Below are 19,291 nucleotides of genomic sequence, written 5' to 3' on the forward strand. Positions count from 1 at the left end.
GGGGGCCGCCCGTCGATCGTGGAGGATGGGCCCCGTGAAGGTCGCCCTTCAGGTCACCTGTCTCAACGACGCCCTGTTCCCCGATGTCGGGAAGGCGGTCGTCACGCTGCTGCGCCGGCTCGGGGTGGACGTCGACTTCCCCGAGGCGCAGACCTGCTGCGGCCAGCCCATGGTCAACACCGGCTACCTCGATGAGGCCGTGCCCGCCGTGCGGCGGTTCGTCGAGGCCTTCGACGGCTACGACGCCGTCGTCACCCCGTCCGGCTCGTGCGCCGGGTCGGCCCGCCACCAGCAGCGGCTCATCGCCGCCCGCGCCGGTGACCCGGCCCTGGCCTCCGCGGTCGAGCGGACCTCCCCGCTGGTGCACGAGCTCTCCGAGTTCCTCGTCGACGTCCTCGGCGTCACCGACGTCGGCGCCTACTTCCCGCACACGGTCACCTACCACCCGACGTGCCACTCGCTGCGGATGCTCGGTGTCGGCGACCGGCCGCGGCGCTTGCTCGAGGCAGTACGCGGGCTGCGGCTCCGCGAGCTCCCGGCGGCCCGGGAGTGCTGCGGGTTCGGCGGCACCTTCGCGGTGAAGAACGCCGACACCTCCGTCGCGATGGGCTCGGACAAGGCGCGGCACGTCCGGGAGACCGGCGCCGAGGTGCTCGTCGCGGGTGACTCCTCGTGCCTCGTGCACATCGGCGGTCTGCTGTCCCGCCAGCGCTCGGGCGTGCGCACGATGCACCTCGCCGAGGTCCTGGCATCCACCGAGGACCGGGCGGAGGCCGTCCGATGAGCCGCACCTTCGTCGGCATGCCGGCCTTCCCCGTCGCGGCGCGGACCGCCCTGGCCGACACCCAGCTGCGGCACAACCTCGCACACGCCACGGGGGTCATCCGCGACAAGCGGGCCCGGGTCGTCGCCGAGGTCGACGGCTGGGAGGAGCTGCGGCTCGCCGGGGCGGCCGTCAAGGAACGGGCGCTGCACGGCCTCGACGAGCACCTGCTCACCCTCGAGCGCAAGCTCACGGCGAACGGCGCCACCGTGCACTGGGCCCGGGACGCCGAGGAGGCGTGCGCGGTCGTCGCGCAGGTGGCGAAGGCCCACGGGGCGGACGAGGTCGTCAAGGTGAAGTCGATGGCGACCGCCGAGATCGGGCTCAACGAGGCCCTCGAGGCAGAGGGCGTCGCCGCCTGGGAGACCGACCTCGCCGAGCTCATCGTCCAGCTCGGCGAGGACCTGCCGAGCCACATCCTCGTGCCGGCCATCCACCGCAACCGGGCCGAGATCCGCGAGATATTCCTGCGCCGAATGGCCGTCGTCGGGCGCCCTGCCCCGGACGACCTCACCGACGAGCCCGCCGTGCTCGCCGCGGCGGCGCGCGAGCACCTCCGCGAGAAGTTCCTGCGCGCCCGGGTCGGGGTGAGCGGCGCCAACTTCGCCGTGGCCGAGACGGGCACGCTCGTCGTCGTCGAGTCCGAGGGCAACGGCCGGATGTGTCTGACGCTGCCCGAGGTGCTCGTCTCGGTCGTCGGGATCGAGAAGGTCGTCCCCACGTGGGGCGAGCTCGACCCGCTGCTGCGGCTGCTGCCGCGCTCGTCCACGGGAGAGCGGATGAACCCGTACACCTCGACCTGGTCCGGGGTGACCCCGGGGGACGGCCCGCAGGAGGTGCACGTCATCCTCCTCGACAACGGCCGCACCCGCGCGCTCGCCGACGAGGTCGGGCGGCAGGCGCTGCGCTGCATCCGCTGCTCGGCCTGCCTCAACGTCTGTCCGGTGTACGAGCGGGTCGGCGGGCACGCGTACGGGTCGGTCTACCCCGGCCCGATCGGGGCGATCCTGGGCCCGCTCATGCGCGGGACGGGTGACCCGCAGACCGACTCGTTGCCGTACGCGTCGTCGCTCTGCGGGGCGTGCTTCGAGGTGTGCCCGGTGCGGATCGACATCCCCGAGGTCCTCGTCCACCTGCGCTCGAAGGTCGTCGACGCCCACCGCGACGAGCCCGTCCCGAAGCCCGAGGCCGTGGCGATGCGCGGCACCGGGTGGGCGTTCGGGGACGCGGCGCGGCTCGGGCTCGCGGAGCGTGCGTCCGGGCTCGTGGGGCGGGTGATGGGTCGGCTCGGCCGCTCGTCGCTCCCCGGGGGCCGTCGTGCCGCGGGACGGCTGCCCGGGCCGGGCGCCGCATGGACCGGTGCCCGCGACCTGCCGGCGCCGCCGGCCGAGTCGTTCCGGCAGTGGTGGGCCCGCACCGACGGCGGCCGGGCGGACGGGGGCCGCACCGACGGGGAACGCGCCGACGAGGGCCACGTCGAGGAGGCCCGTGATGGCTGACGCGCGGGCCGACATCCTCGCGGCGGTGCGCGCCGCGCTCGCCGGGGTCGAGGCGTCCGTCGATCCCGCCGCGTCCCCGCCCGGGGTGGCGGCCGGGCCGGGGACGCTAGACCTGTTCTGCGAGCGGGTCGCCGACTACCGGGCGGTCGTGCAGCGGTGCGGCCCGGAAGAGGTCGCCGCGACGGTCGCGGCCGCGCTGCCCGAGGGGGACGTCGTCGTGCCGGAGGGGCTGCCCGTCGAGGTCGAGGGCGCCCGGGTCGACGACGGCCTCACCGCGCTCGAGCTCGACGCCGTGGCCGCCGTCGTCACGGGGTGCGCGGTCGCGGTCGCCGAGACGGGCACGATCGTCCTCGACCACGGGCCCGGGCAGGGCCGGCGCGCCATCAGCCTCGTTCCGGACGTGCACGTGTGCGTCGTCCGCGCCGACCAGGTCGTCCCGGACGTCCCCGACGCGCTCGCGGCGCTCGACCCCGCCCGCCCGCTCACCTGGGTCAGCGGGCCGTCGGCGACGAGCGACATCGAGCTCGACCGGGTCGAGGGCGTGCACGGCCCCCGGACACTGCACGTCGTCGTCGTGGAGGGCTAGGGCGAGTCTCGAGGGGTCGATGGCGGCCGGTCAGCCCACCGTGGCGGCGAGCTTGCTCAGGCTGTCCTCCATCTGCTCCTGGGAGACCAGCGGGAAGGAGACCTTCTGGAGCAGCTCCTTGTCGGTGACCTGGCTCCAGTCGTAGGTGCACGTCACCTCGGTGCTGTCCGGGCCCTGCGGGGTCAGCTCCCAGACCCACTCCCACCCGGGCGGCTCGGTGCCGGCCGGAGCGGTCTTCCAGGCGAGCAGCTTGTTCGGCTCGTACCCGACCACATGGTTGTCGGTCTTGTAGTCGCCACCCATGTGGTCGCCGGTCATGTTCATCGTGAACACCTGGCCGGTTCCGGTGATGCGGTCGCCGTGCTCGTCGGACACCACGAACCCGGAGCCGTCGAGCTGCACGTGGTTCCGGGGGAGGGTGAGCACGTCGAACACCGCGTTCGCGGGGGCGTCGATCGTGCGGCTGACAGTGATCCTCTTGTCGTCGTCCATGTCCCGATCCTGCCTCCTGTCCCGCCCGAGCGGTCCGGCAGGTGCGGCCCGGTCCCTGCGGGACGAGACCGGGGGGGTCTGCGGTGCCCTCGCGCCGGACTGCGCCAGGATGGCCCGATGACCGTGGTCCGTTCCGCCCCCACCGCCGAGCTCCCGGCGGTCGTCCTGCACGAGCTGCTCCGGCTGCGTCAGGACGTCTTCGTGCTCGAGCAGGAGTGCCTCTACCCGGACATCGACGGCCGCGACCTCGAGCCCGGGGCGCTGCAGTTCTGGGCGGAGGGCGAGGACGGCGGGGTCACCGCCACCTTGCGCGTGCTGGACGACGGGGGTGGGGTCGTCCGGGTCGGACGGGTGGCCACGGCACGGGCCGCGCGCGGTGCCGGCGTGGCGGCTGCTCTCGTCCAGGCCGTGCTGGCGGCGACGCGCGGGCCGGTGGTCCTCGACGCGCAAGCCCACCTCGAGCATTGGTACGCGCGGTTCGGCTTCGAGCGCGACGGGGCCGAGTTCCTCGAGGACGGCATCTCGCACGTGCCGATGCGCCTCTACCGCTGACCGTTTCCCCGACCTCTGCTCCGTACGTCCGCGCCCCACGGTGGTCTCCTACGGCGTGTCGGCGGATGCCGGGAGCGGACGTCGGGGGAGGGCGTGTCGGTGGTAGGCGGCAGGATGACGGGATGGACGTCGCGCTCGCCGACCTCGTGGCCGTCTCGGCCGAGGTCGCGGCCACCCGGTCGCGCACCGCGAAGACCGAGGCCATCGCCGCGCTGCTCGCGCGGGCTGACGCGGCCGAGGTGGCCACCGTCGTCGCCTTCCTCTCCGGGGTGCTGCCGCAGCGGCGGCTCGGGGTGGGCTACCGCTCGCTGTCCTCGCTGCCGGAGGCCGCGGACGAGCCGTCGCTCACCGTGGCCGAGGTCGACGCCGCGTTCGACCGCCTGGCCACGACGGCGGGCGCCGGCTCCACGGCCGCCCGCAGGGCCGAGCTCGCCGCGCTGTTCGGCCGCGCCACCACCGACGAGCAGCGCTTCCTCCGCGCGCTGATGACCGGCAACCTCCGTCAGGGCGCTCTCGACGGCGTCGTCCTCGCCGCGGTCGCCCGCGCCTACGACGTCCCGGATGCCTCCGTCCGCCGGGCGGTCATGCTCGCCGGCTTCACCCACGACGTCGCCGAGATCGCCGCCGGCGGCGGGCAGGACGCCCTGGACGCCGTGGGGCTCGTCGTGGGCCGGCCGTTGCGCCCGATGCTCGCCGCCTCCGCCAAGACCGTCGAGGAGGCGGCCGGCTCGTTCGACGGCGCCGAGATGCTCGTCGACGGCAAGCTCGACGGCATCCGGGTCCAGGTGCACCGCCGGGACGGCGAGGTCACCGTCTTCACCCGCAGCCTCGACGTCATCACCGAGCGGGTGCCCGAGGTCGTCGAGGCCGTGGCCGGGCTGCCCGGCGGCGACCTCGTCCTCGACGGCGAGGCCATCGTCGTCCGCGACGGCCGCCCGGCGCCGTTCCAGGTCACCGGGGCCCGCACGGCCAGCTCGGCCGACGTCGCGACGCTGATGGCCGAGGTGCCGCTCACCACGTACCTGTTCGACGTCCTGCACGCCGACGGCCGCGACCTCGTCGACACCCCGGCCATCGAGCGCCACGAGGTGCTCGCCGCCCTCGCGCCGCACCTCGTCGTGCCGCGGGTCGTCACCACCGACCCCGCCGAGGCGCAGACGTTCTTCGACGACCTCGTCGCGGCCGGGCAGGAGGGCGTCGTCGTCAAGGACGCCGCGAGCCCCTACGCCGCCGGGCGGCGCGGCAGCGGCTGGGTCAAGGTCAAGCCCATCCACACCCTCGACCTCGTCGTCCTCGCCGTCGAGCGGGGCTCCGGCCGCCGCACGGGCTGGCTGTCCAACATCCACCTCGGCGCCCGCGACCCCGAGGGCGGCGGCTTCGTCATGGTCGGCAAGACCTTCAAGGGGATGACCGACGAGATGCTGCGCTGGCAGACCGAGCGCTTCACCGAGCTCGCCGATGGTCCGACCGACGGGTACGTGGTGACCGTGCGTCCGGAGCAGGTCGTCGAGATCGCGCTGGACGGCGTGCAGCGCTCCTCCCGCTACGAGGGCAAGGTGGCGCTGCGGTTCGCCCGGGTGCTGCGCTACCGCGACGACAAGCGCCCCGACGAGACCGACACCATCGACGCCGTCCGGGCCCTCGGCGGCGAGTGAGCCCGGTGGCACGATGACCGTCGTGGACGGAACCCGCGGCATCTGGACCTGCACCACCGACCTCGACCTCCTGCGCCGGCTCGCCCGCGGGGAGTTCGACTGGCTCGTCGTCGACGCCCAGCACGGGCCCGTCGGCCGCGGTGACCTGTACGCGGTCGGCCGCGCCCTCGACGGCGCCCCGGCCCCGTTCCTCGTCCGGCTCCCCGCGGTCGACGCCGCCTGGGCGGGAGCGGCCCTCGACGCCGGGGCCGCGGGCGTCATCGTCCCCTCGGTCACCGGGGCCGCCGACGCCGAACGGGCCGCACTCGCCGCCCGCTACCCGCCGCTCGGTGAGCGTAGCTGGGGCCCGTTCCCTCCGCTGTGGGGAGGCGAGGCACCCACCCCGGAGGCCGCGAACGACACCGTCCGGTGCTGGGTCATGGTCGAGACGCCGGGAGCGCTCGACGAGGTCGACGCCATCGCCGCCACGCCGGGCGTCGACGGCCTGTTCGTCGGGCCGTTCGACCTCGCGCTGTCGCTCGGGACCACCCCGGACGCGCTGCTCGACGACGACTCACCCGACGGGCCGCTCGCCCGGGTCGTGGCGGCGGCGCGGCGCCAGGGCCTCCTCGCCGGCGGCTTTGCCGGGACCCCCGACCGGGCCCGGCGGATGCGGGCGCACGGGCTCGACCACCTCGCGGTCACGAACGACGCCGAGGTCGTCGACGCCGGTCTTCGGTCGCTGCTGACCGACTCCGAGGACTGATCGCGGCCGTCCGCGACCTCTCGAGTTGCGCGTCGGCATCCTTCCGAGTTAGGTAAGGCTTACCTAATCGGAAGGATGCTCATGACCGCTCAGCTCCTGACCCGCGACACGGCCGGGGACCTGCTCCTCGCAACCCGTCTGGCCGTGGCCGAGGTCGCCGACGCGATGGCTCGGGCCGCGCGGCCGGTCGCCCCGACCGACCCCGCGACCGCCCGCAGACGCATCGCCCGCGTCGACCTCGACCGTCCCCTGCCGTCCTGGGACGCCGTGCTCGCCGAGCTCCGCCGGGTCTGGCTCGACGATGCCGTGTGGTTCCACCACCCGCGGTACCAGGCGCACCTCAACTGCCCCGTCACGGTCGAGTCCGTCGCGGCCGACGTCATGGCCACGGCGGTCAACACCTCGATGGACACCTGGGACCAGAGCACGAGCGCGACGATGGTCGAGCGGCGCCTCCTCGCGTGGGTCGCCGGTCGCCTCCGGCTGCCCGACGAGGCGGGCGGGGTGTTCACGACCGGGGGCACGCAGTCCAACCTGCACGGTCTGCTGCTCGCCCGCGAGCACGCGGTCGCCGTTCACGGCGGACGGGCCGGGCTCCTGCCCCGGCTGCGGGTGCTCTGCTCGGTCGACGCGCACGACAGCATCCGGCGCGGGGCGCATCTCCTCGGCCTCGGCTCGGACGCGGTGGTCGAGGTGGGGGTCGACGTGCGGCGCCGGATGGACCCCCACGCCCTGGCGTCGGCGCTCGACGCCGTCCGGGCCGAGGGCGGCGTGCCGATGGCGGTCGTCGCCACCGCGGGCACCACCGACGCCGGGGCCGTCGACCCGCTCGCCGATGTCGTCGCCCAGGCCCGGGGCGCGGGCGCCTGGGCGCACGTCGACGCCGCCTACGGCGGTGGTCTCGTGACGAGCCACCGGCACCGTGGGCTCCTCGACGGCGTGCAGCACGCCGACTCCGTGACCGTCGACTTCCACAAGACCTTCTTCCTCCCCGTCGCGGCGAGCGCCCTGGTCGTCCGCGACGCCGCGCTGCTGGAGCTGGCCGTCCACCACTCCGACTACCTCAACCCGGAGGGCGCCGACGACGATCGGCGGCCCAACCAGGTGGACGTCACGCTCCAGACGACGCGCCGGTTCGACGCGCTCAAGCTGTGGTGCACGCTGCGGGCCAGCGGGGCCGACGCCATCGGTGAGCACCTCGACACCGTGGTCGACCTCGCCCGGACGGCGGCGCGTCACGTCGCCGCCGCACCGGACTGCGAGATCCTCGTGGCACCCCAGCTGAGCACCGTGCTGTTCCGCGTCGTCACCGCGGGGCAGCCCGAGGAGGACGACCGGCTCAACGACCGTGCCCGCGAGGGCCTCTTCGACGACGGCGTCGCCGCGGTCGGCGCGACCCGGGTCGACGGCCGGACCTGGCTCAAGCTCACCCTGCTCAACCCGGCCACGACCCCCGACGAGGTGGCCGAGGTGGTCGACCTCGTCCGAGACCGGGTCCATGCCCTGGCGGCGGACGACCCGGGCGGCGCGCGGTCCCGGCAGGCGGTCGTCACCACGCGTGGGGAGGGGGCCCGATGAGCCGCGTCCACGACGTCCTCGCCGTCGGTCTCGGGCCGTTCAACCTCGGTCTGGCCGCGCTGGCCGAGCCGCACGACCTCGACCTCGTCGTCCTCGAGTCCCGCGGTGCCTTCGACTGGCACCCCGGGATGATGCTCCCGGACGCAAGCCTCCAGGTGCCCTTCCTCGCCGACCTCGTGAGCCTGGCCGACCCCACGTCCCGCTACTCCTTCCTCGCCTGGCTCAAGCGCACCGGCCGCCTCTACCCGTTCTACGTCCGGGAGACGTTCCACCCGCTGCGGGCCGAGTACACGGCCTACTGCCGCTGGGTGGCCGAGCAGCTGCCGGGCATCGAGACCGGCCGCCGCGTCGAGCGGGTGCAGCACGACGGCGAGCACTACGTCGTCGTCTCCCGGGACCCGGTGACGGGCGAGCGGCACCACCACCGCACGCGCCGGCTCGTCGTCGGCACCGGGACCCCGGTCCACGTGCCGGACGGGCTGCGGCCGGCCGTCGAGGCCGCCGGGCCGTCGTGCCACACGAGCGACTACACCGGCCACCGGGAGGCGCTGCACCGGCTCGGGCACGTCACCGTCGTCGGCGGTGGGCAGAGCGCGGCCGAGGTGGTCGCCGACCTGCTCGACGCCGCCGAGGCCGGGCGTGGCCCGCGGGTCACCTGGGTCACCCGCTCGCCCCGGTTCCTCCCGCTCGACGTCAGCAAGCTGACGCTCGAGATGACCTCCCCCGAGTACGTCCGGCACTTCCACGGGCTGCCGCCGGCCCAGCGCGACCGCCTGCTCGCCTCCCAGCAAGGGCTCTACAAGGGGATCAGCGCCGACCTCGTCGACGCGCTGCACGAGCGGCTGTACCGGATGAGCCTCGACGGCCCACCGCCGTGCCGGCTGCTCACCTGCACCGAGGTGACCGGCGCCGAGCCGGGCGGCGCCGGCGTCGGGCTCGACCTGCGGCACACCGAGACGGGCGAGGCCATGCGGCTGGACACGGACGCGGTCATCGCCGCCACGGGGTACCGGGCCGGCACGCCGCCGGTCCTCGACGGCATCGCCGACCGGCTGCGCTTCGACGCGCGCGGACGCCTCGACGTCCTGCCCCACTACGCGGTCGACCACGCCGGTGACGAGGTATTCGTCCAGAACGCGGAGCTGCACACCCACGGCTTCACCGCCCCCGACCTCGGCATGGGTGCCCACCGCAACTCGGTCATCCTCAACCGCGTGCTCGGGCGCGAGGTCTACCGCGTCGAGGAGCGGATCGCGTTCCAGGAGTTCGGGGTCCCCGCCGACCTCGCGGTGCGTGCCCGGACGGAGGTCGGCGCATGACGACGACGACCGCCACCGCTCCGTCGCGGGTGCACGACCTGGCCCGCGCGTTCACCCTGCGGCCGGTCGACCCGGACGCCGACGCTCCGCTGCTGCACGGCTGGCTCACCCACCCGCGGTCGCACTACTGGGGGATGCTCGACGCGAGCCCGGACGACGTGCGCGCCGCGTACGCGCAGATCGCGGCCGACCCGCACCAGAGTGCACTCGTCGGCGAGCTCGACGGACAGCCGGCCTTCCTCGCCGAGCTCTACGACCCGCAACGGCACCTGCTCTCCGACGTGCCCGAGGTGGCCGAGGGGGACGTCGGGATGCACGTCCTCGTCGCCCCGCCGGACGGCCACGTGCCCGGGCTGACCCGCGCGGTGCTGCGCCGCGTCGTCGCCGAGTGCCTGGCCAGGCCCGGGGCGCTGCGGGTGGTCGTCGAGCCGGACGTCGGCAACACGGCCGTCCACGCCCTCAACGCCGACGTCGGGTTCCGGGTCCTGCGCACCCTCGACCTGCCCGACAAGACGGCGCTGCTGTCGGTCTGCACCGCAGCCGACTTCGCGGCATCCGGCGGCCTCGAGCCCTCGCCGGGCCGGCTCGGGACGCACCTGGCCCCCGAGCGGCTGGCCCGTGCTGCGCGGCACGTCACGGCCAAGGCGCTCGCCGAGCTGTCGCACGAGCGGGTCCTCGTCCCCGAACGTGCCGCGGACGGATGGGTGGTGCGCGGCGACGACCCGTCCGTGGAGTGGACGTTCGCGGCCCGCGTCCTGCCGCTCGAGCACTGGGACGTCGACCCGGGCAGCATCCGCCGCACGTGCGCCGGCGTCCCGGGCGAGCCCGACCCGCGGCGGCTCGTCCTCGACGTGCGCTCCCGCCTGGACATGCCGGACGACGTCGTCCCCGTCTACCTCGAGGAGCTGGCGAGCACCGTCGAGGGCCGGATGCGCAAGGACGGGCCGGAGGCGCCGGGGGTCGACCGTCTCGTCGACGCCACCTTCGCCGAGATCGAGGCGGCGATGACGGAGGGCCATCCCGGCTTCGTCGCGAACAACGGACGGCTCGGTCTCGGCGCGCGCGGCAACGCCGCGTACACGCCCGAGGCCGCGCGGCCGGTGCGCCTGCTCTGGGTCGCGGTCCGCCGGGACCACGCCGTCGTCGCCACCCGGCGGGGCCTGCGGATGGAGGACCTGCTCGTGGCCGAGCTCGGCGCGGACGGCCTGGCACGGCTACGGCAACCGCTCGTGGACCGGGGCGCCGACCCGGACGAGTACGTGCTCGTGCCGTGTCATCCGTGGCAGTGGGAGCACAAGCTCGCGGTGACCTACGCACCCGAGGTCGCGGCCGGGGACCTCGTCCTGCTCGGGGAGTCCTCCGACGTGTACCGGGCCCAGCAGTCGCTGCGGACGTTCCACAACGCGACCCGGCCGGACCGGCACTACGTCAAGACCGCGCTGTCGGTGCTGAACATGGGCTTCATGCGCGGGCTGTCCGCCGCGTACATGGAGCACACCCCGGCCATCAACGACTGGGTGCACGACGTCGTCGCCGGTGACCCCGAGCTCGCCGCGCGCGGCTTCTCCGTGCTGCGGGAGGTCGCCGCCGTCGGCTACCGGCACCCGCTGTACGAGGAGCTCGGCCCGTCCGGCTACACGAAGATGCTCGCGGCGCTCTGGCGGGAGACACCGTCGGCGGCCGAGGGCGAGCGGCTGACGACGATGGCGGCCCTGCTGCACGTGGACGGGGACGGGCGCTCGCTCGCCGCGGCGTGGGTCCGGGCGTCCGGGCTGGCACCGCGGGAGTGGCTGCGGCGCTACCTCGGGGCCTACCTCGTGCCGGTCGTGCACCTGCTGCACGCGCACGGGCTCGTGACGATGCCGCACGGCGAGAACCTCATCCTCGCGATGCGCGGGTACGTCCCGGTACGTGCCGTCCTCAAGGACATCGGCGAGGAGGTCGCCGTGCTCGACCCGGAGGTCCCGCTGCCTCCGGGCGTCGACCGGGTCCGGGCCGACGTGCCCGACGAGCTGCACGTGCTGTCGGTGCTCACGGATGTCGTCGACGGTGTGCTGCGTCATCTGGCGGGCCTGCTCGACCGCGAGGGCGTGCTGGGCGCCGACGCCTTCTGGGACGAGGCGGCTCGGGTGGTGCAGGGCTACCGGGAGCGCCATCCGGAGCTGGCGGAGTCCTTCGCGCGGCACGACGAGCTCGCACCCGACTTCCCGCACTCGTGCCTCAACCGGCTGCAGCTGCGGAACAACCGGCAGATGGTCGACCTCTCCGACCCGGCGAGCGCTCTGGCCCTGGCCGGCCGGATGCCCAACCCACTGGCCCGGGGAGGGGGCGCTGCGATGTCGTGACGCCGGGCAGGGCGCGGTCGGGCCCGGACGGCGTGCCTGAGGGGGTCGTCCGGACCCGTCGGGTGCCGAGCGCCAGCTTGGGTGGCATGATCCTTGCCCACCACCTCCACCTTCCGGGTGCCACTCTCCGGAGTGCCTCACCGGGGCTCTGACCGAAGCCCCGGGCACGCGTACGGTTCGTCGCGTGGCTGCTTCATCGCGCGTCCCGGCCGAGCTGCATGCTGCGGTGGCGAAGGGAAAGTGGTACTCGGTGGACGTCGTCGTCGACGATGCCGGCGGGGCGATGACGTCCGACGAGCTGCTGCGCCTCGTCGAGGACGCGGTGGGGCAGGCCGACCGGGCGGCGCGCGAGCGGATGCCGGAGCATCCCGCGCGCGGAGCGGTGGACTACGGGGTGGCGGGGTCGTGTCTGGTGGCGTTGAGCAACCCGACACGATCCGAGCAGGAGGCTCTGGCCTGGCTGGATGAGCTCGTCGAGGCCCTGTCGGGCACACCCGCGATGCAGGTCCGGCCGTTCATTCGCCCACGGCGGATCGCGACAGGAGAAGATCTGTGGGAGGCCCCTCCGGCGCTGGCGGGGTTCGCGCAGCTCACGACGTCGCACGAGACGCGGACGACGTCTGGGCCTCCGTCCGGGGTGCTGACCGAGACCACGGACGAGATCCGTGACTGGCTGCGATTTCCTGGTGCTGACCTCTCCTACGTCCGTAACCGAGGCGTGCGCCGCGTCGCTCCCGCGGACTTTCCGCGAGAGCTCCTCGTCCGGTGGCCGGACGATCCGATCCGCATCTTCGCAGCGGACCTGAAGAGCCCGCGCCGACGGAGAAGTCTTCTCATCGGGCCCAAGGCGGAGGCTCACATGCAGGTCATCGACACCTCACGCAGCCCGGTGGACAACCTCGCCGTCCTGATCGAGGGTCTGAAGATCTGCGCCCCGTGGGCCGAGCTGGGCTTCGTCCGTCATGCCTCGCCGGCCATGCCGGACCTGTGGGACATCCCCTACCACCTGGCCCGGCAGCCGACCCCGCAGGAGAACGCCCTGGCGTCGGGACGCATCGACCACCTACTCGGTGAGTATGTGGCCGAGGCCTCCGTCGCGCAGGTCCTCACCGCATCCCACCTGGCCAAGGCGCGTGACCTCGAGGACTTCCACGTCGAGCCCCTGCCTGCGGGCCGCTTCCTGGTCCAGGCCAAGGACCCCGAACCGTGGGTGCGCGACATCAACCCCGACCCGGCCGTCCTGCAGCGGGCGCGTGAGGCCTTCGGCGACATGATCGTCACCGAGGAGACCATCGCCACGACCGTCGAGCCCTGGCGCCGCAACCTCTGACCCGGCTGCTCTCGCCCGGTCACACGGCGAGCCCTCCTCTCAGGCGGTCGTGCACGTGGTGCACGCGCGAGGCGGCGCTGTGATGTCGTGACGACGCGCGCGGCCGGTGACGGTGAACGGCACCTCGTCCCGACACTATGCCTCGAGCATGTGATGCGCCGCGCGGCGCCAGACGTCGAGATGCGGGTCGGTGGCGATGTCCCGCGGGTCGAAGGAGTAGGTGAGCGCGACGCCGCGCATGCTGTTGTGCATGAGCGAGATCAGGTCGTTGAAGCGCGGGTGGCTCGTGTGCCGAGGGCCGAACAGCCGCTGGATGCGAGCGCGGTTGCGACGGCCGAGCTCCCGCTCGCGAGGGCCGAGGGCCGCTGCGAGCGCCGGGTCGTGCGCGGATGCGACCCAGAGCTCGAGAGACGCGCGGAACAGCGCGCCGTGGAACATGCTCCACATCACGTCGATGGCGCGATCGATGTCGCCGCCGACGTCGAGCGTCTCCTCGTCGAGGTCGAGGCCGCCGTCTCGTTGCGCGGCGAGGTGCTGGACGGCCGCGATCAGCAGATCCTCCCGGGAGGGGAACTGGTGCAGGATGCTGCCGCGGGACACCCCCGCGATCTCTTGGATTCGCGATGTCGTCGTAGCGCTGTAGCCCTCGTCGGCGAGGCACGTCACCGCCGCTGTGAGGATGCGCTCGCGCGTGTCCCACGCACGAGCTTGCACGGGCAGGGTCGGAGGCGAGAGCGCCATGGCGACACCATAGCTGTGTAAGACGGGCTGACTAGTACGCCTTGACTAGTTTGTTCGAGGGTGTCAGAGTTCCGGGAGCCGCCAGAGGTGTCGGCGCGTAGAGGAGCTTCCAGATGACGATTTCCCGTATCGCTGCGGCGGATGACGGACGAGCAGTGGGGCCGCGGTGCTCGACCTCCACGGGACGACGCCCTTCCGGACACTCCGCGCGGCGCATCCGGTGATCGCCACCGTCGCGCTCTCTGTCTTCCCGAGTCCGACGACATCACCGTCGAGGCACTCGTCTGCGGTGGCGGATGGAACGGCTGGGCTCACGGAGAAGCAGCATGACTGAACCCCCGTCCGGTCCCCCCGGCACAGCCCTTGTCGGGCAGACGCCCACCGCGGGTGAGGCTGTGCAGGCTGTCCACACCGACACTCCCTTCCGCCGCGCGATGGCGGGCATGGTCTCGTCGTACGTCGGCGGGGTCATCGCCCTGGGCGTGCCCGCCGCGGTGCTGTTGACCCTTCACCTCATCGACCTCGTCGGTGAAGGCGAGGTCGCAGTCTCGCTCGGCATCGTCACGGGTTCGGGCGCGGTCGCGGGCCTCATCGTGAACCCCATCTCCGGGCGTGTCAGCGACCGCACGCGCTGGAGGTTCGGCCGCCGCCGCACATGGATCCTCGCCGGGGGGCTCGCGGGTGCGAGCGTGATCACCGCGATCACCCTCACCACGGAGGTCTGGCAGGTCGTGGTGCTGTGGTGCCTGGCCGAGATCTGCATCGGATTCCAGATGGGGGCAACCGGAGCGCTCATGGTCGACCAGGTGCCGGCGGCGCGGCGAGGTTCAATCTCAGGTGCGCTCGGGTTCATCGTCGCACTGGGTCCTGTCATGGGCCTCGCGATCGTGACCCCCTTCGAGGGCGCGGCCCAATGGGTCATCGTGGGTGCACTCGTCGTGACGGGAGCGGTGCTCGCCGTGGCCGTCCTTCGTGAGACCGTGCCTGCCGACGACCCGGGGCGCCTCCGCGTCGGAGATCTGATGAGGTCCTTCTGGGTGGATCCCCGTCGCCACCCGGCGTTCGGCTGGGCGTGGTTGGTGCGGTTCTTCGTGGGGGCGGTCGGCGCTGCCGGCGTCTACAACGGCGTCTACCTGCTCCAGCAGCACGGCGTCTCCCGGGACGAGCTCGACTCGACGCTACTGGGGCTCACCACGGTGTACGTGCTCATCGGAGGCGTCGCGTGCCTTGCCGCGGGCATCTTCTCCGACAGGATCCGCCGGCAGAAGCCGTTCGTGCTCCTCGGCGGCGTGCTGGGCGCGGCGGGGCTCACCATCCAAGGGCTCGCGACGACGATGCCGATGGTGTACGCCGCGATCGCCGTGAGCGCGGTGGGCGTCGGCATCTTCCTCTCCGTCGACGTCGCCCTGAGCTCCCGGATGCTCCCCAACCCGGACGACATCGGCAAGGACTGGGGCGTCATGATGCTCGCGGGTTCGATCCCACCCGCCATCGTCCCCTTCTTCGCGCCCGCCCTGCTCGAGCTCGGCGGCTTCCGCCTGCTCTACTCGATCCTCGCCGCGATCGGGGCGATCGGCGGCTTGCTCGTGCTGAGGCTTCCCGAGCTCGGGCGCGAAGGCGACCCCCGGTGGGCGCAGTTGACGGTGGACGAGTGAACCTCACCGCGTGGGACCTGCGGGACGTGCCGGTCGGCACGGGCGACCCGACCACACTGAGCGCCGACGCCGAGGGCGACTGGATCCGCGCCGTCGTCCCCGGCGGTGTCCATGAGTCCCTCATCTCGGCGGGGCGCCTCGTCGACCCGCTGAGTGCCAACGGCATCGACGCGGCGCGCTGGGTGGAGCACCGAGACTGGTGGTACCGCTCGCGATTCGTCGCACCGGATGCCGGCTGCGGGGGAGCGGTCGTGCTCGTCGCCGACCGGCTCGACACGGTCGCCGAGCTGTGGCTCGACGGAGAGCCGATCGGCGGTCATCGCAACCAGTTCCGGCCGGCGCAGTTCGACCTGACGGATCGCCTCGGCGACCCGGGTGACGAGCACGTGTTGCTGGTGCGGTTCTCGCCGCCGCTGCCCCCAGGCGATGCGGGCCTCGACGACGGGCTGTGGGGTGCAGCGCGCCACGCCGCGGCGGTGCGCAAGGCGTCGTTCTCGTGGGGGTGGGACTTCGCGCCGCGTCTTCCCTCGGTCGGCATCGCCGGGCCCGTGCGACTCGAGGTGCGTCGCGTCGCGCGGATCGTCGGTCACCACGCGGCCACCTCGTTCCTCGCGTCCGACCACTCCCACGCCGATGTCCTCCTGCAGGCCGATGTCGAGGGCGTGGACGCTTCGTCTCCGCATGTCGTGTTCACCCTGACGACGCCGGGCGGTCGGGTACACCGCACCGAGGTGCCCGTCGTCGAGGGGGTCGCGAGTGCGACGGTCGGGATTCCGGACCCCGAGCTGTGGTGGACGCACGATCTCGGCGTCCCTGCGCTGCATCGTCTGGACATCGAGCTTCGCGACGCCGACCGGGCCCTCGACCGGCTCGAGGCAGGCGTGGGTGTACGCACGATCACTCTCGATCGCTCTCACGAGCCGGTCGAGGGAGGCCGCCTGTTCCGGTTCGTGCTCAACGGCGTGCCGATGTTCGTCCGCGGAGCGAACTGGGTACCGCCCAGTCCGCTCGTCGGCGCCCCCGACGAGCCGATGCGCCGCGAGCTCGTCCTGCGGGCCCGCGAAGGCGGGATGTCGATGTTGCGCGTGTGGGGCGGCGGCATCTACGAGCACGAGGCGTTCTACGACGCCTGCGACGAGCTGGGCATCCTCGTCTGGCAGGACTTCATGTTCGCGTGCGTGGCCTATCCCGGGGACGACCCCGCGTTCGTCGCCGAGGTGGAGGCGGAAGCACGGCACCAGGTGCGACGTCTGCGCGGGCGCGCGTGCCTCGCGTTGTGGTGCGGCAACAACGAGGTCGAGGCGCTCGAGCTCATCGCTCGCGCGAACGGCTCCCCCGCGCGCGAGTGGGGCGAGAGGATATTCCACGACCTGCTGCCGGCGGTCGTCGCCGAGGTGGACCCGTCCACGGCGTACTGGCCGGGTAGCCCCTGGGGCGAACCAGCCGACGTCGAGGTGAACGGGGTGTGCGACGGCGACCGCCACGACTGGGAGGTGTGGCACGGCAACACCCTCGCGCCGTACTTCACCGGCAGCGACCGCTCGTACCCGACCGACGGCGATCGCCGCCACTGGCGCCGATATGCCGACGACACCGGCCGGTTCGTGAGCGAGTTCGGCATCCTGGCCGCGCCCGAGCGCGCGACACTCGATCGATGGATGCCGGGAGCCGAGCTGCACGACGAGATGTTCGACGCGCATCTCACCGATCGCCCGAAGACGAAGGTCGAGGAGCTCCTCGCCGTGACCACGGGACTTCCGGCGGATCTCGACGAGTACGTCTCGCTCACCCAGGCGGTGCAGGCCGAGGCGCTCCAGTTCGCCTGCGAACACTTCCGTCGCCGTCAGCCCCTCACGGCGGGCGCTCTCGTCTGGCAGCTCAACGACTGCTGGCCCGCTGTGTCCTGGTCGATGCTCGACGTCGACGGCGTCCCCAAGGCGGCGTACTACGCATTCTCACGCGCTGCCGCACCGCTCGTCGTGAGTCTGCGAGCGGCCGATGACGAAGGCGTCGAGCTGTGGCTCGTCAACAACACGCGCGCGCGACGGACTGTCGATCTCGATGTCGAGCTCGGCACCTTCGACGGTGTCGACCGCCGGACCGAACGCGTCAGCGCGCAAGCCGATCCCGGCGAGTCCCGAGTCGTCTGGACCGGTCACGTGGCTCATGACGCGCGGCACTACGCCTGGGCGTCGAGCCCTGCCGGAGCCTTCCCCTCGGCACGTCTTCACTTCGCCCAGCTCGGCGCCCTCGAGCTCGGCGCGAGCCGCCTCGACGTGGTCGCTGGCGACGGCCGCCTCGACATCACGTCGCACGGCTACAGCTACGGCGTGCGCATCTCGCAGCCGGCGCCCGGCATGCGGCTGAGCGACAACCACTTCGACCTGCGCGACGGCGAGTGCCGCCGCGTCCGGGTCACCGGCGTCGACCCCGAGTCCCTGACCGTTGCCGCCACCATCCCCCGCGCTCGGGCAGGTCTGAGGAGGACGACATGACCGCGACGACGATCACGACCCTCGTCTCGACGGGGAAGCTGCGGGGCATCCGGGAGAACGGCGTCGACAGGTACCTCGCCATCCCCTATGCGGCCGCTCCGGTGGGCAGGCTGCGATTCGCTGCCCCCGCTCCCGTACCGGGGTGGCCGGAGGTGCGCGATGCGACGGCGATGGGTCCGACGTCGCCGCAGAACGAGATGTCACCCGTCTCGCAGAAGTACCTGCCGAACGTCATCATTCCCGGGGACGACTACCTCAACGTCAACGTCTGGACACCGGAGGGCGCCCAGGGGCTCCCTGTCATGGTGTGGTTCCACGGCGGCTCGCTCAAGCATGGTTCGAACGCGCTCGACGGCTACGACGGCAGGGCCTTCGCCCGCGACGGCGTCGTCTTCGTGAGCGTGAACTACCGGCTCGGGTTCGAGGGGTTCTCGGTACTCGACGACGCGCCGGAGAACATCGGCTACGCCGACATGGTGGCCTCGTTGCGCTGGGTACACGACGAGATCGTCGCGTTCGGCGGGGACCCCGGCAGGGTGACGATCCTCGGCGAGTCGGCAGGCGGGGTCGCCGTGGCGAACCTCCTCGCCGGCACGCACGCAGGGACGCTCTTCCAGCAGGTGATCGTGCAGAGCGGCATGCCGGCGGCGTCCTCGCGCCGGGACGCGGCGGTCGTGACGCGGTCCGAGGCGAAGATGCTCGGCATCCCGACCACGCGCACCGCGTTCTCGGCGGTGCCGATGGAGCGCATGCTCGAGGCGGACCGCGCGGTGACCCGCAACCCCGGCCGGATGATCAGCGGGACCGGATACGCGCCGGTCATCGGGGGGCCGGAGGTCGAGAAGGACCCGATGGCCGCCGTGCTCGACGGTGCAGGCGACCACGTGCCGGTGATGGCCGGATGGACGAGTGAAGAGCACACGTACTTCATGCTCCCCGGAGCGTTCGACAGGATCGGGCGGCTCCTGTTCGGTCTCGTGCGGCTCAAGTTCGGCGCGACCCGCAACGTCGTGAAGGCGTACCGAGACGCCTACCCCGGTGCGGCGCGCGGCTACCTCACTGCCGTCATGACGATCGACCGGATCCTCCGCATCCCGATGCACCGCATCGCTGACGGGCGCCGCGCCCGCGGCGCCGCGCCCACGTGGTTCTACGAGTTCGACTGGAAGAGCCCGGTGGATGGACTCGGCGCCACGCATGCGATGGACGTCCCGTTCGTGTTCGACACCCTGGGCTCGCCCGACTGGCCGCAGTTCACGGGACCGAACCCCCCGCAGCGCATTGCCGACGAGATGCACGCGGCGTGGGTGCGGTTCGCGACAACGGGCGACCCCGGCTGGCGCGCGTGGGACGACTCACGTCCGACCCTGGTCTTCGGCGACCCCGCCTCACGTCTCGTGGAGGATCCGCGTGGTGCCCAGCTGCGAGTCTGGAAGAAGAGACGCGGGGACCGGTCGTGACTGTCGTCAGCTCGTT

At 72.9% G+C, this 19,291-nt stretch carries 15 protein-coding genes; 13 read left to right on the plus strand and 2 right to left on the minus strand.

Annotated features, from left to right (window positions below; genetic code table 11):
- Positions 1 to 25 precede the first annotated feature (25 nt).
- From JQN72_RS02075 to JQN72_RS02085, 3 genes are read left to right on the plus strand one after another with little or no spacing between them, the layout of a single operon-like run.
- Positions 26 to 784, plus strand: a complete 759-nt coding sequence (locus tag JQN72_RS02075; RefSeq protein ID WP_204133505.1) for a (Fe-S)-binding protein — start codon at positions 26 to 28, stop codon at positions 782 to 784.
- Positions 781 to 2,322, plus strand: a complete 1,542-nt coding sequence (locus JQN72_RS02080) for a lactate utilization protein B (RefSeq protein WP_204133506.1) — start codon at positions 781 to 783, stop codon at positions 2,320 to 2,322. The genes JQN72_RS02075 and JQN72_RS02080 overlap by 4 nt, the downstream gene beginning before the upstream one ends.
- Positions 2,315 to 2,908 carry an LUD domain-containing protein gene (locus JQN72_RS02085; protein ID WP_204133507.1) on the plus strand — a complete coding sequence of 198 codons (594 nt, stop codon included), beginning with the start codon at positions 2,315 to 2,317 and terminating at the stop codon, positions 2,906 to 2,908. The genes JQN72_RS02080 and JQN72_RS02085 overlap by 8 nt, the downstream gene beginning before the upstream one ends.
- A gap of 30 nt (positions 2,909 to 2,938) precedes the next feature.
- Here the strand turns inward: JQN72_RS02085 and JQN72_RS02090 are convergent, their stop codons facing one another.
- Positions 2,939 to 3,400, minus strand: a complete 462-nt coding sequence (locus JQN72_RS02090; RefSeq protein ID WP_204133508.1) for an SRPBCC family protein — start codon at positions 3,398 to 3,400, stop codon at positions 2,939 to 2,941.
- A gap of 117 nt (positions 3,401 to 3,517) precedes the next feature.
- Between JQN72_RS02090 and JQN72_RS02095 the strand changes: the two genes are divergently transcribed.
- The 7 genes from JQN72_RS02095 to JQN72_RS02125 all read left to right on the plus strand — a co-directional run bounded on the left by JQN72_RS02095 (position 3,518) and on the right by JQN72_RS02125 (position 12,924).
- Positions 3,518 to 3,952: a GNAT family N-acetyltransferase gene (locus JQN72_RS02095; RefSeq protein ID WP_204133509.1), complete on the plus strand. Its 435-nt coding sequence runs from the start codon at positions 3,518 to 3,520 to the stop codon at positions 3,950 to 3,952.
- A gap of 122 nt (positions 3,953 to 4,074) precedes the next feature.
- The gene (locus JQN72_RS02100) at positions 4,075 to 5,607 is read left to right on the plus strand and encodes an ATP-dependent DNA ligase (protein ID WP_204133510.1); all 1,533 of its coding nucleotides are present in this window, start codon (positions 4,075 to 4,077) and stop codon (positions 5,605 to 5,607) included.
- 22 nt (positions 5,608 to 5,629) lie between these two features.
- The gene (locus JQN72_RS02105) at positions 5,630 to 6,352 is read left to right on the plus strand and encodes an HpcH/HpaI aldolase/citrate lyase family protein (protein WP_204133511.1); all 723 of its coding nucleotides are present in this window, start codon (positions 5,630 to 5,632) and stop codon (positions 6,350 to 6,352) included.
- A gap of 81 nt (positions 6,353 to 6,433) precedes the next feature.
- The gene (locus JQN72_RS02110) at positions 6,434 to 7,930 is read left to right on the plus strand and encodes a pyridoxal-dependent decarboxylase (protein WP_204133512.1); all 1,497 of its coding nucleotides are present in this window, start codon (positions 6,434 to 6,436) and stop codon (positions 7,928 to 7,930) included.
- Positions 7,927 to 9,249, plus strand: a complete 1,323-nt coding sequence (locus JQN72_RS02115) for a lysine N(6)-hydroxylase/L-ornithine N(5)-oxygenase family protein (protein ID WP_204133513.1) — start codon at positions 7,927 to 7,929, stop codon at positions 9,247 to 9,249. The genes JQN72_RS02110 and JQN72_RS02115 overlap by 4 nt, the downstream gene beginning before the upstream one ends.
- On the plus strand, positions 9,246 to 11,594 hold the full coding sequence (locus tag JQN72_RS02120) for a GNAT family N-acetyltransferase (RefSeq protein ID WP_204133514.1): 2,349 nt from the start codon (positions 9,246 to 9,248) through the stop codon (positions 11,592 to 11,594). Before JQN72_RS02115 ends, JQN72_RS02120 begins: the two co-directional genes overlap by 4 nt.
- A 184-nt stretch (positions 11,595 to 11,778) precedes the next feature.
- On the plus strand, positions 11,779 to 12,924 hold the full coding sequence (locus JQN72_RS02125) for a hypothetical protein (RefSeq protein WP_204133515.1): 1,146 nt from the start codon (positions 11,779 to 11,781) through the stop codon (positions 12,922 to 12,924).
- 135 nt (positions 12,925 to 13,059) lie between these two features.
- On the opposite strand, the gene JQN72_RS02130 is transcribed toward JQN72_RS02125, so the two are convergent.
- Positions 13,060 to 13,665, minus strand: coding sequence for a TetR/AcrR family transcriptional regulator (locus tag JQN72_RS02130; RefSeq protein ID WP_204133516.1), 606 nt, complete (start codon positions 13,663 to 13,665; stop codon positions 13,060 to 13,062).
- Positions 13,666 to 14,060: 395 nt separating this feature from the next.
- On the opposite strand from JQN72_RS02130, the gene JQN72_RS02135 reads away from it, so the two are divergent.
- From JQN72_RS02135 to JQN72_RS02145, 3 genes are read left to right on the plus strand one after another with little or no spacing between them, the layout of a single operon-like run.
- Positions 14,061 to 15,320, plus strand: a complete 1,260-nt coding sequence (locus JQN72_RS02135; RefSeq protein WP_204133517.1) for an MFS transporter — start codon at positions 14,061 to 14,063, stop codon at positions 15,318 to 15,320.
- The gene (locus tag JQN72_RS02140; protein WP_204133518.1) at positions 15,317 to 17,815 is read left to right on the plus strand and encodes a glycoside hydrolase family 2 protein; all 2,499 of its coding nucleotides are present in this window, start codon (positions 15,317 to 15,319) and stop codon (positions 17,813 to 17,815) included. Before JQN72_RS02135 ends, JQN72_RS02140 begins: the two co-directional genes overlap by 4 nt.
- Positions 17,812 to 19,275 (plus strand): carboxylesterase/lipase family protein, encoded by a 1,464-nt coding sequence (locus tag JQN72_RS02145; protein ID WP_204133519.1) that lies wholly within the window; start codon positions 17,812 to 17,814, stop codon positions 19,273 to 19,275. Before JQN72_RS02140 ends, JQN72_RS02145 begins: the two co-directional genes overlap by 4 nt.
- The last annotated feature ends 16 nt before the right edge of the window (positions 19,276 to 19,291 follow it).

This window comes from Phycicoccus sp. CSK15P-2, assembly GCF_016888005.1.
Taxonomy (GTDB): Bacteria; Actinomycetota; Actinomycetes; order Actinomycetales; family Dermatophilaceae; genus Phycicoccus.

Bases quoted from the DNA above. Each gene is read 5' to 3' on its own strand.
- JQN72_RS02080 (WP_204133506.1), top strand. From the start codon at position 781: ATGAGCCGCACCTTCGTCGGCATGCCGGCCTTCCCCGTCGCGGCGCGG.
- JQN72_RS02075 (WP_204133505.1), top strand. From the start codon at position 26: ATGGGCCCCGTGAAGGTCGCCCTTCAGGTCACCTGTCTCAACGACGCC.
- JQN72_RS02090 (WP_204133508.1), bottom strand. From the start codon at position 3,400: ATGGACGACGACAAGAGGATCACTGTCAGCCGCACGATCGACGCCCCC.
- JQN72_RS02085 (WP_204133507.1), top strand. From the start codon at position 2,315: ATGGCTGACGCGCGGGCCGACATCCTCGCGGCGGTGCGCGCCGCGCTC.
- JQN72_RS02100 (WP_204133510.1), top strand. From the start codon at position 4,075: ATGGACGTCGCGCTCGCCGACCTCGTGGCCGTCTCGGCCGAGGTCGCG.
- JQN72_RS02130 (WP_204133516.1), bottom strand. From the start codon at position 13,665: ATGGCGCTCTCGCCTCCGACCCTGCCCGTGCAAGCTCGTGCGTGGGAC.
- JQN72_RS02110 (WP_204133512.1), top strand. From the start codon at position 6,434: ATGACCGCTCAGCTCCTGACCCGCGACACGGCCGGGGACCTGCTCCTC.
- JQN72_RS02120 (WP_204133514.1), top strand. From the start codon at position 9,246: ATGACGACGACGACCGCCACCGCTCCGTCGCGGGTGCACGACCTGGCC.
- JQN72_RS02145 (WP_204133519.1), top strand. From the start codon at position 17,812: ATGACCGCGACGACGATCACGACCCTCGTCTCGACGGGGAAGCTGCGG.
- JQN72_RS02095 (WP_204133509.1), top strand. From the start codon at position 3,518: ATGACCGTGGTCCGTTCCGCCCCCACCGCCGAGCTCCCGGCGGTCGTC.
- JQN72_RS02115 (WP_204133513.1), top strand. From the start codon at position 7,927: ATGAGCCGCGTCCACGACGTCCTCGCCGTCGGTCTCGGGCCGTTCAAC.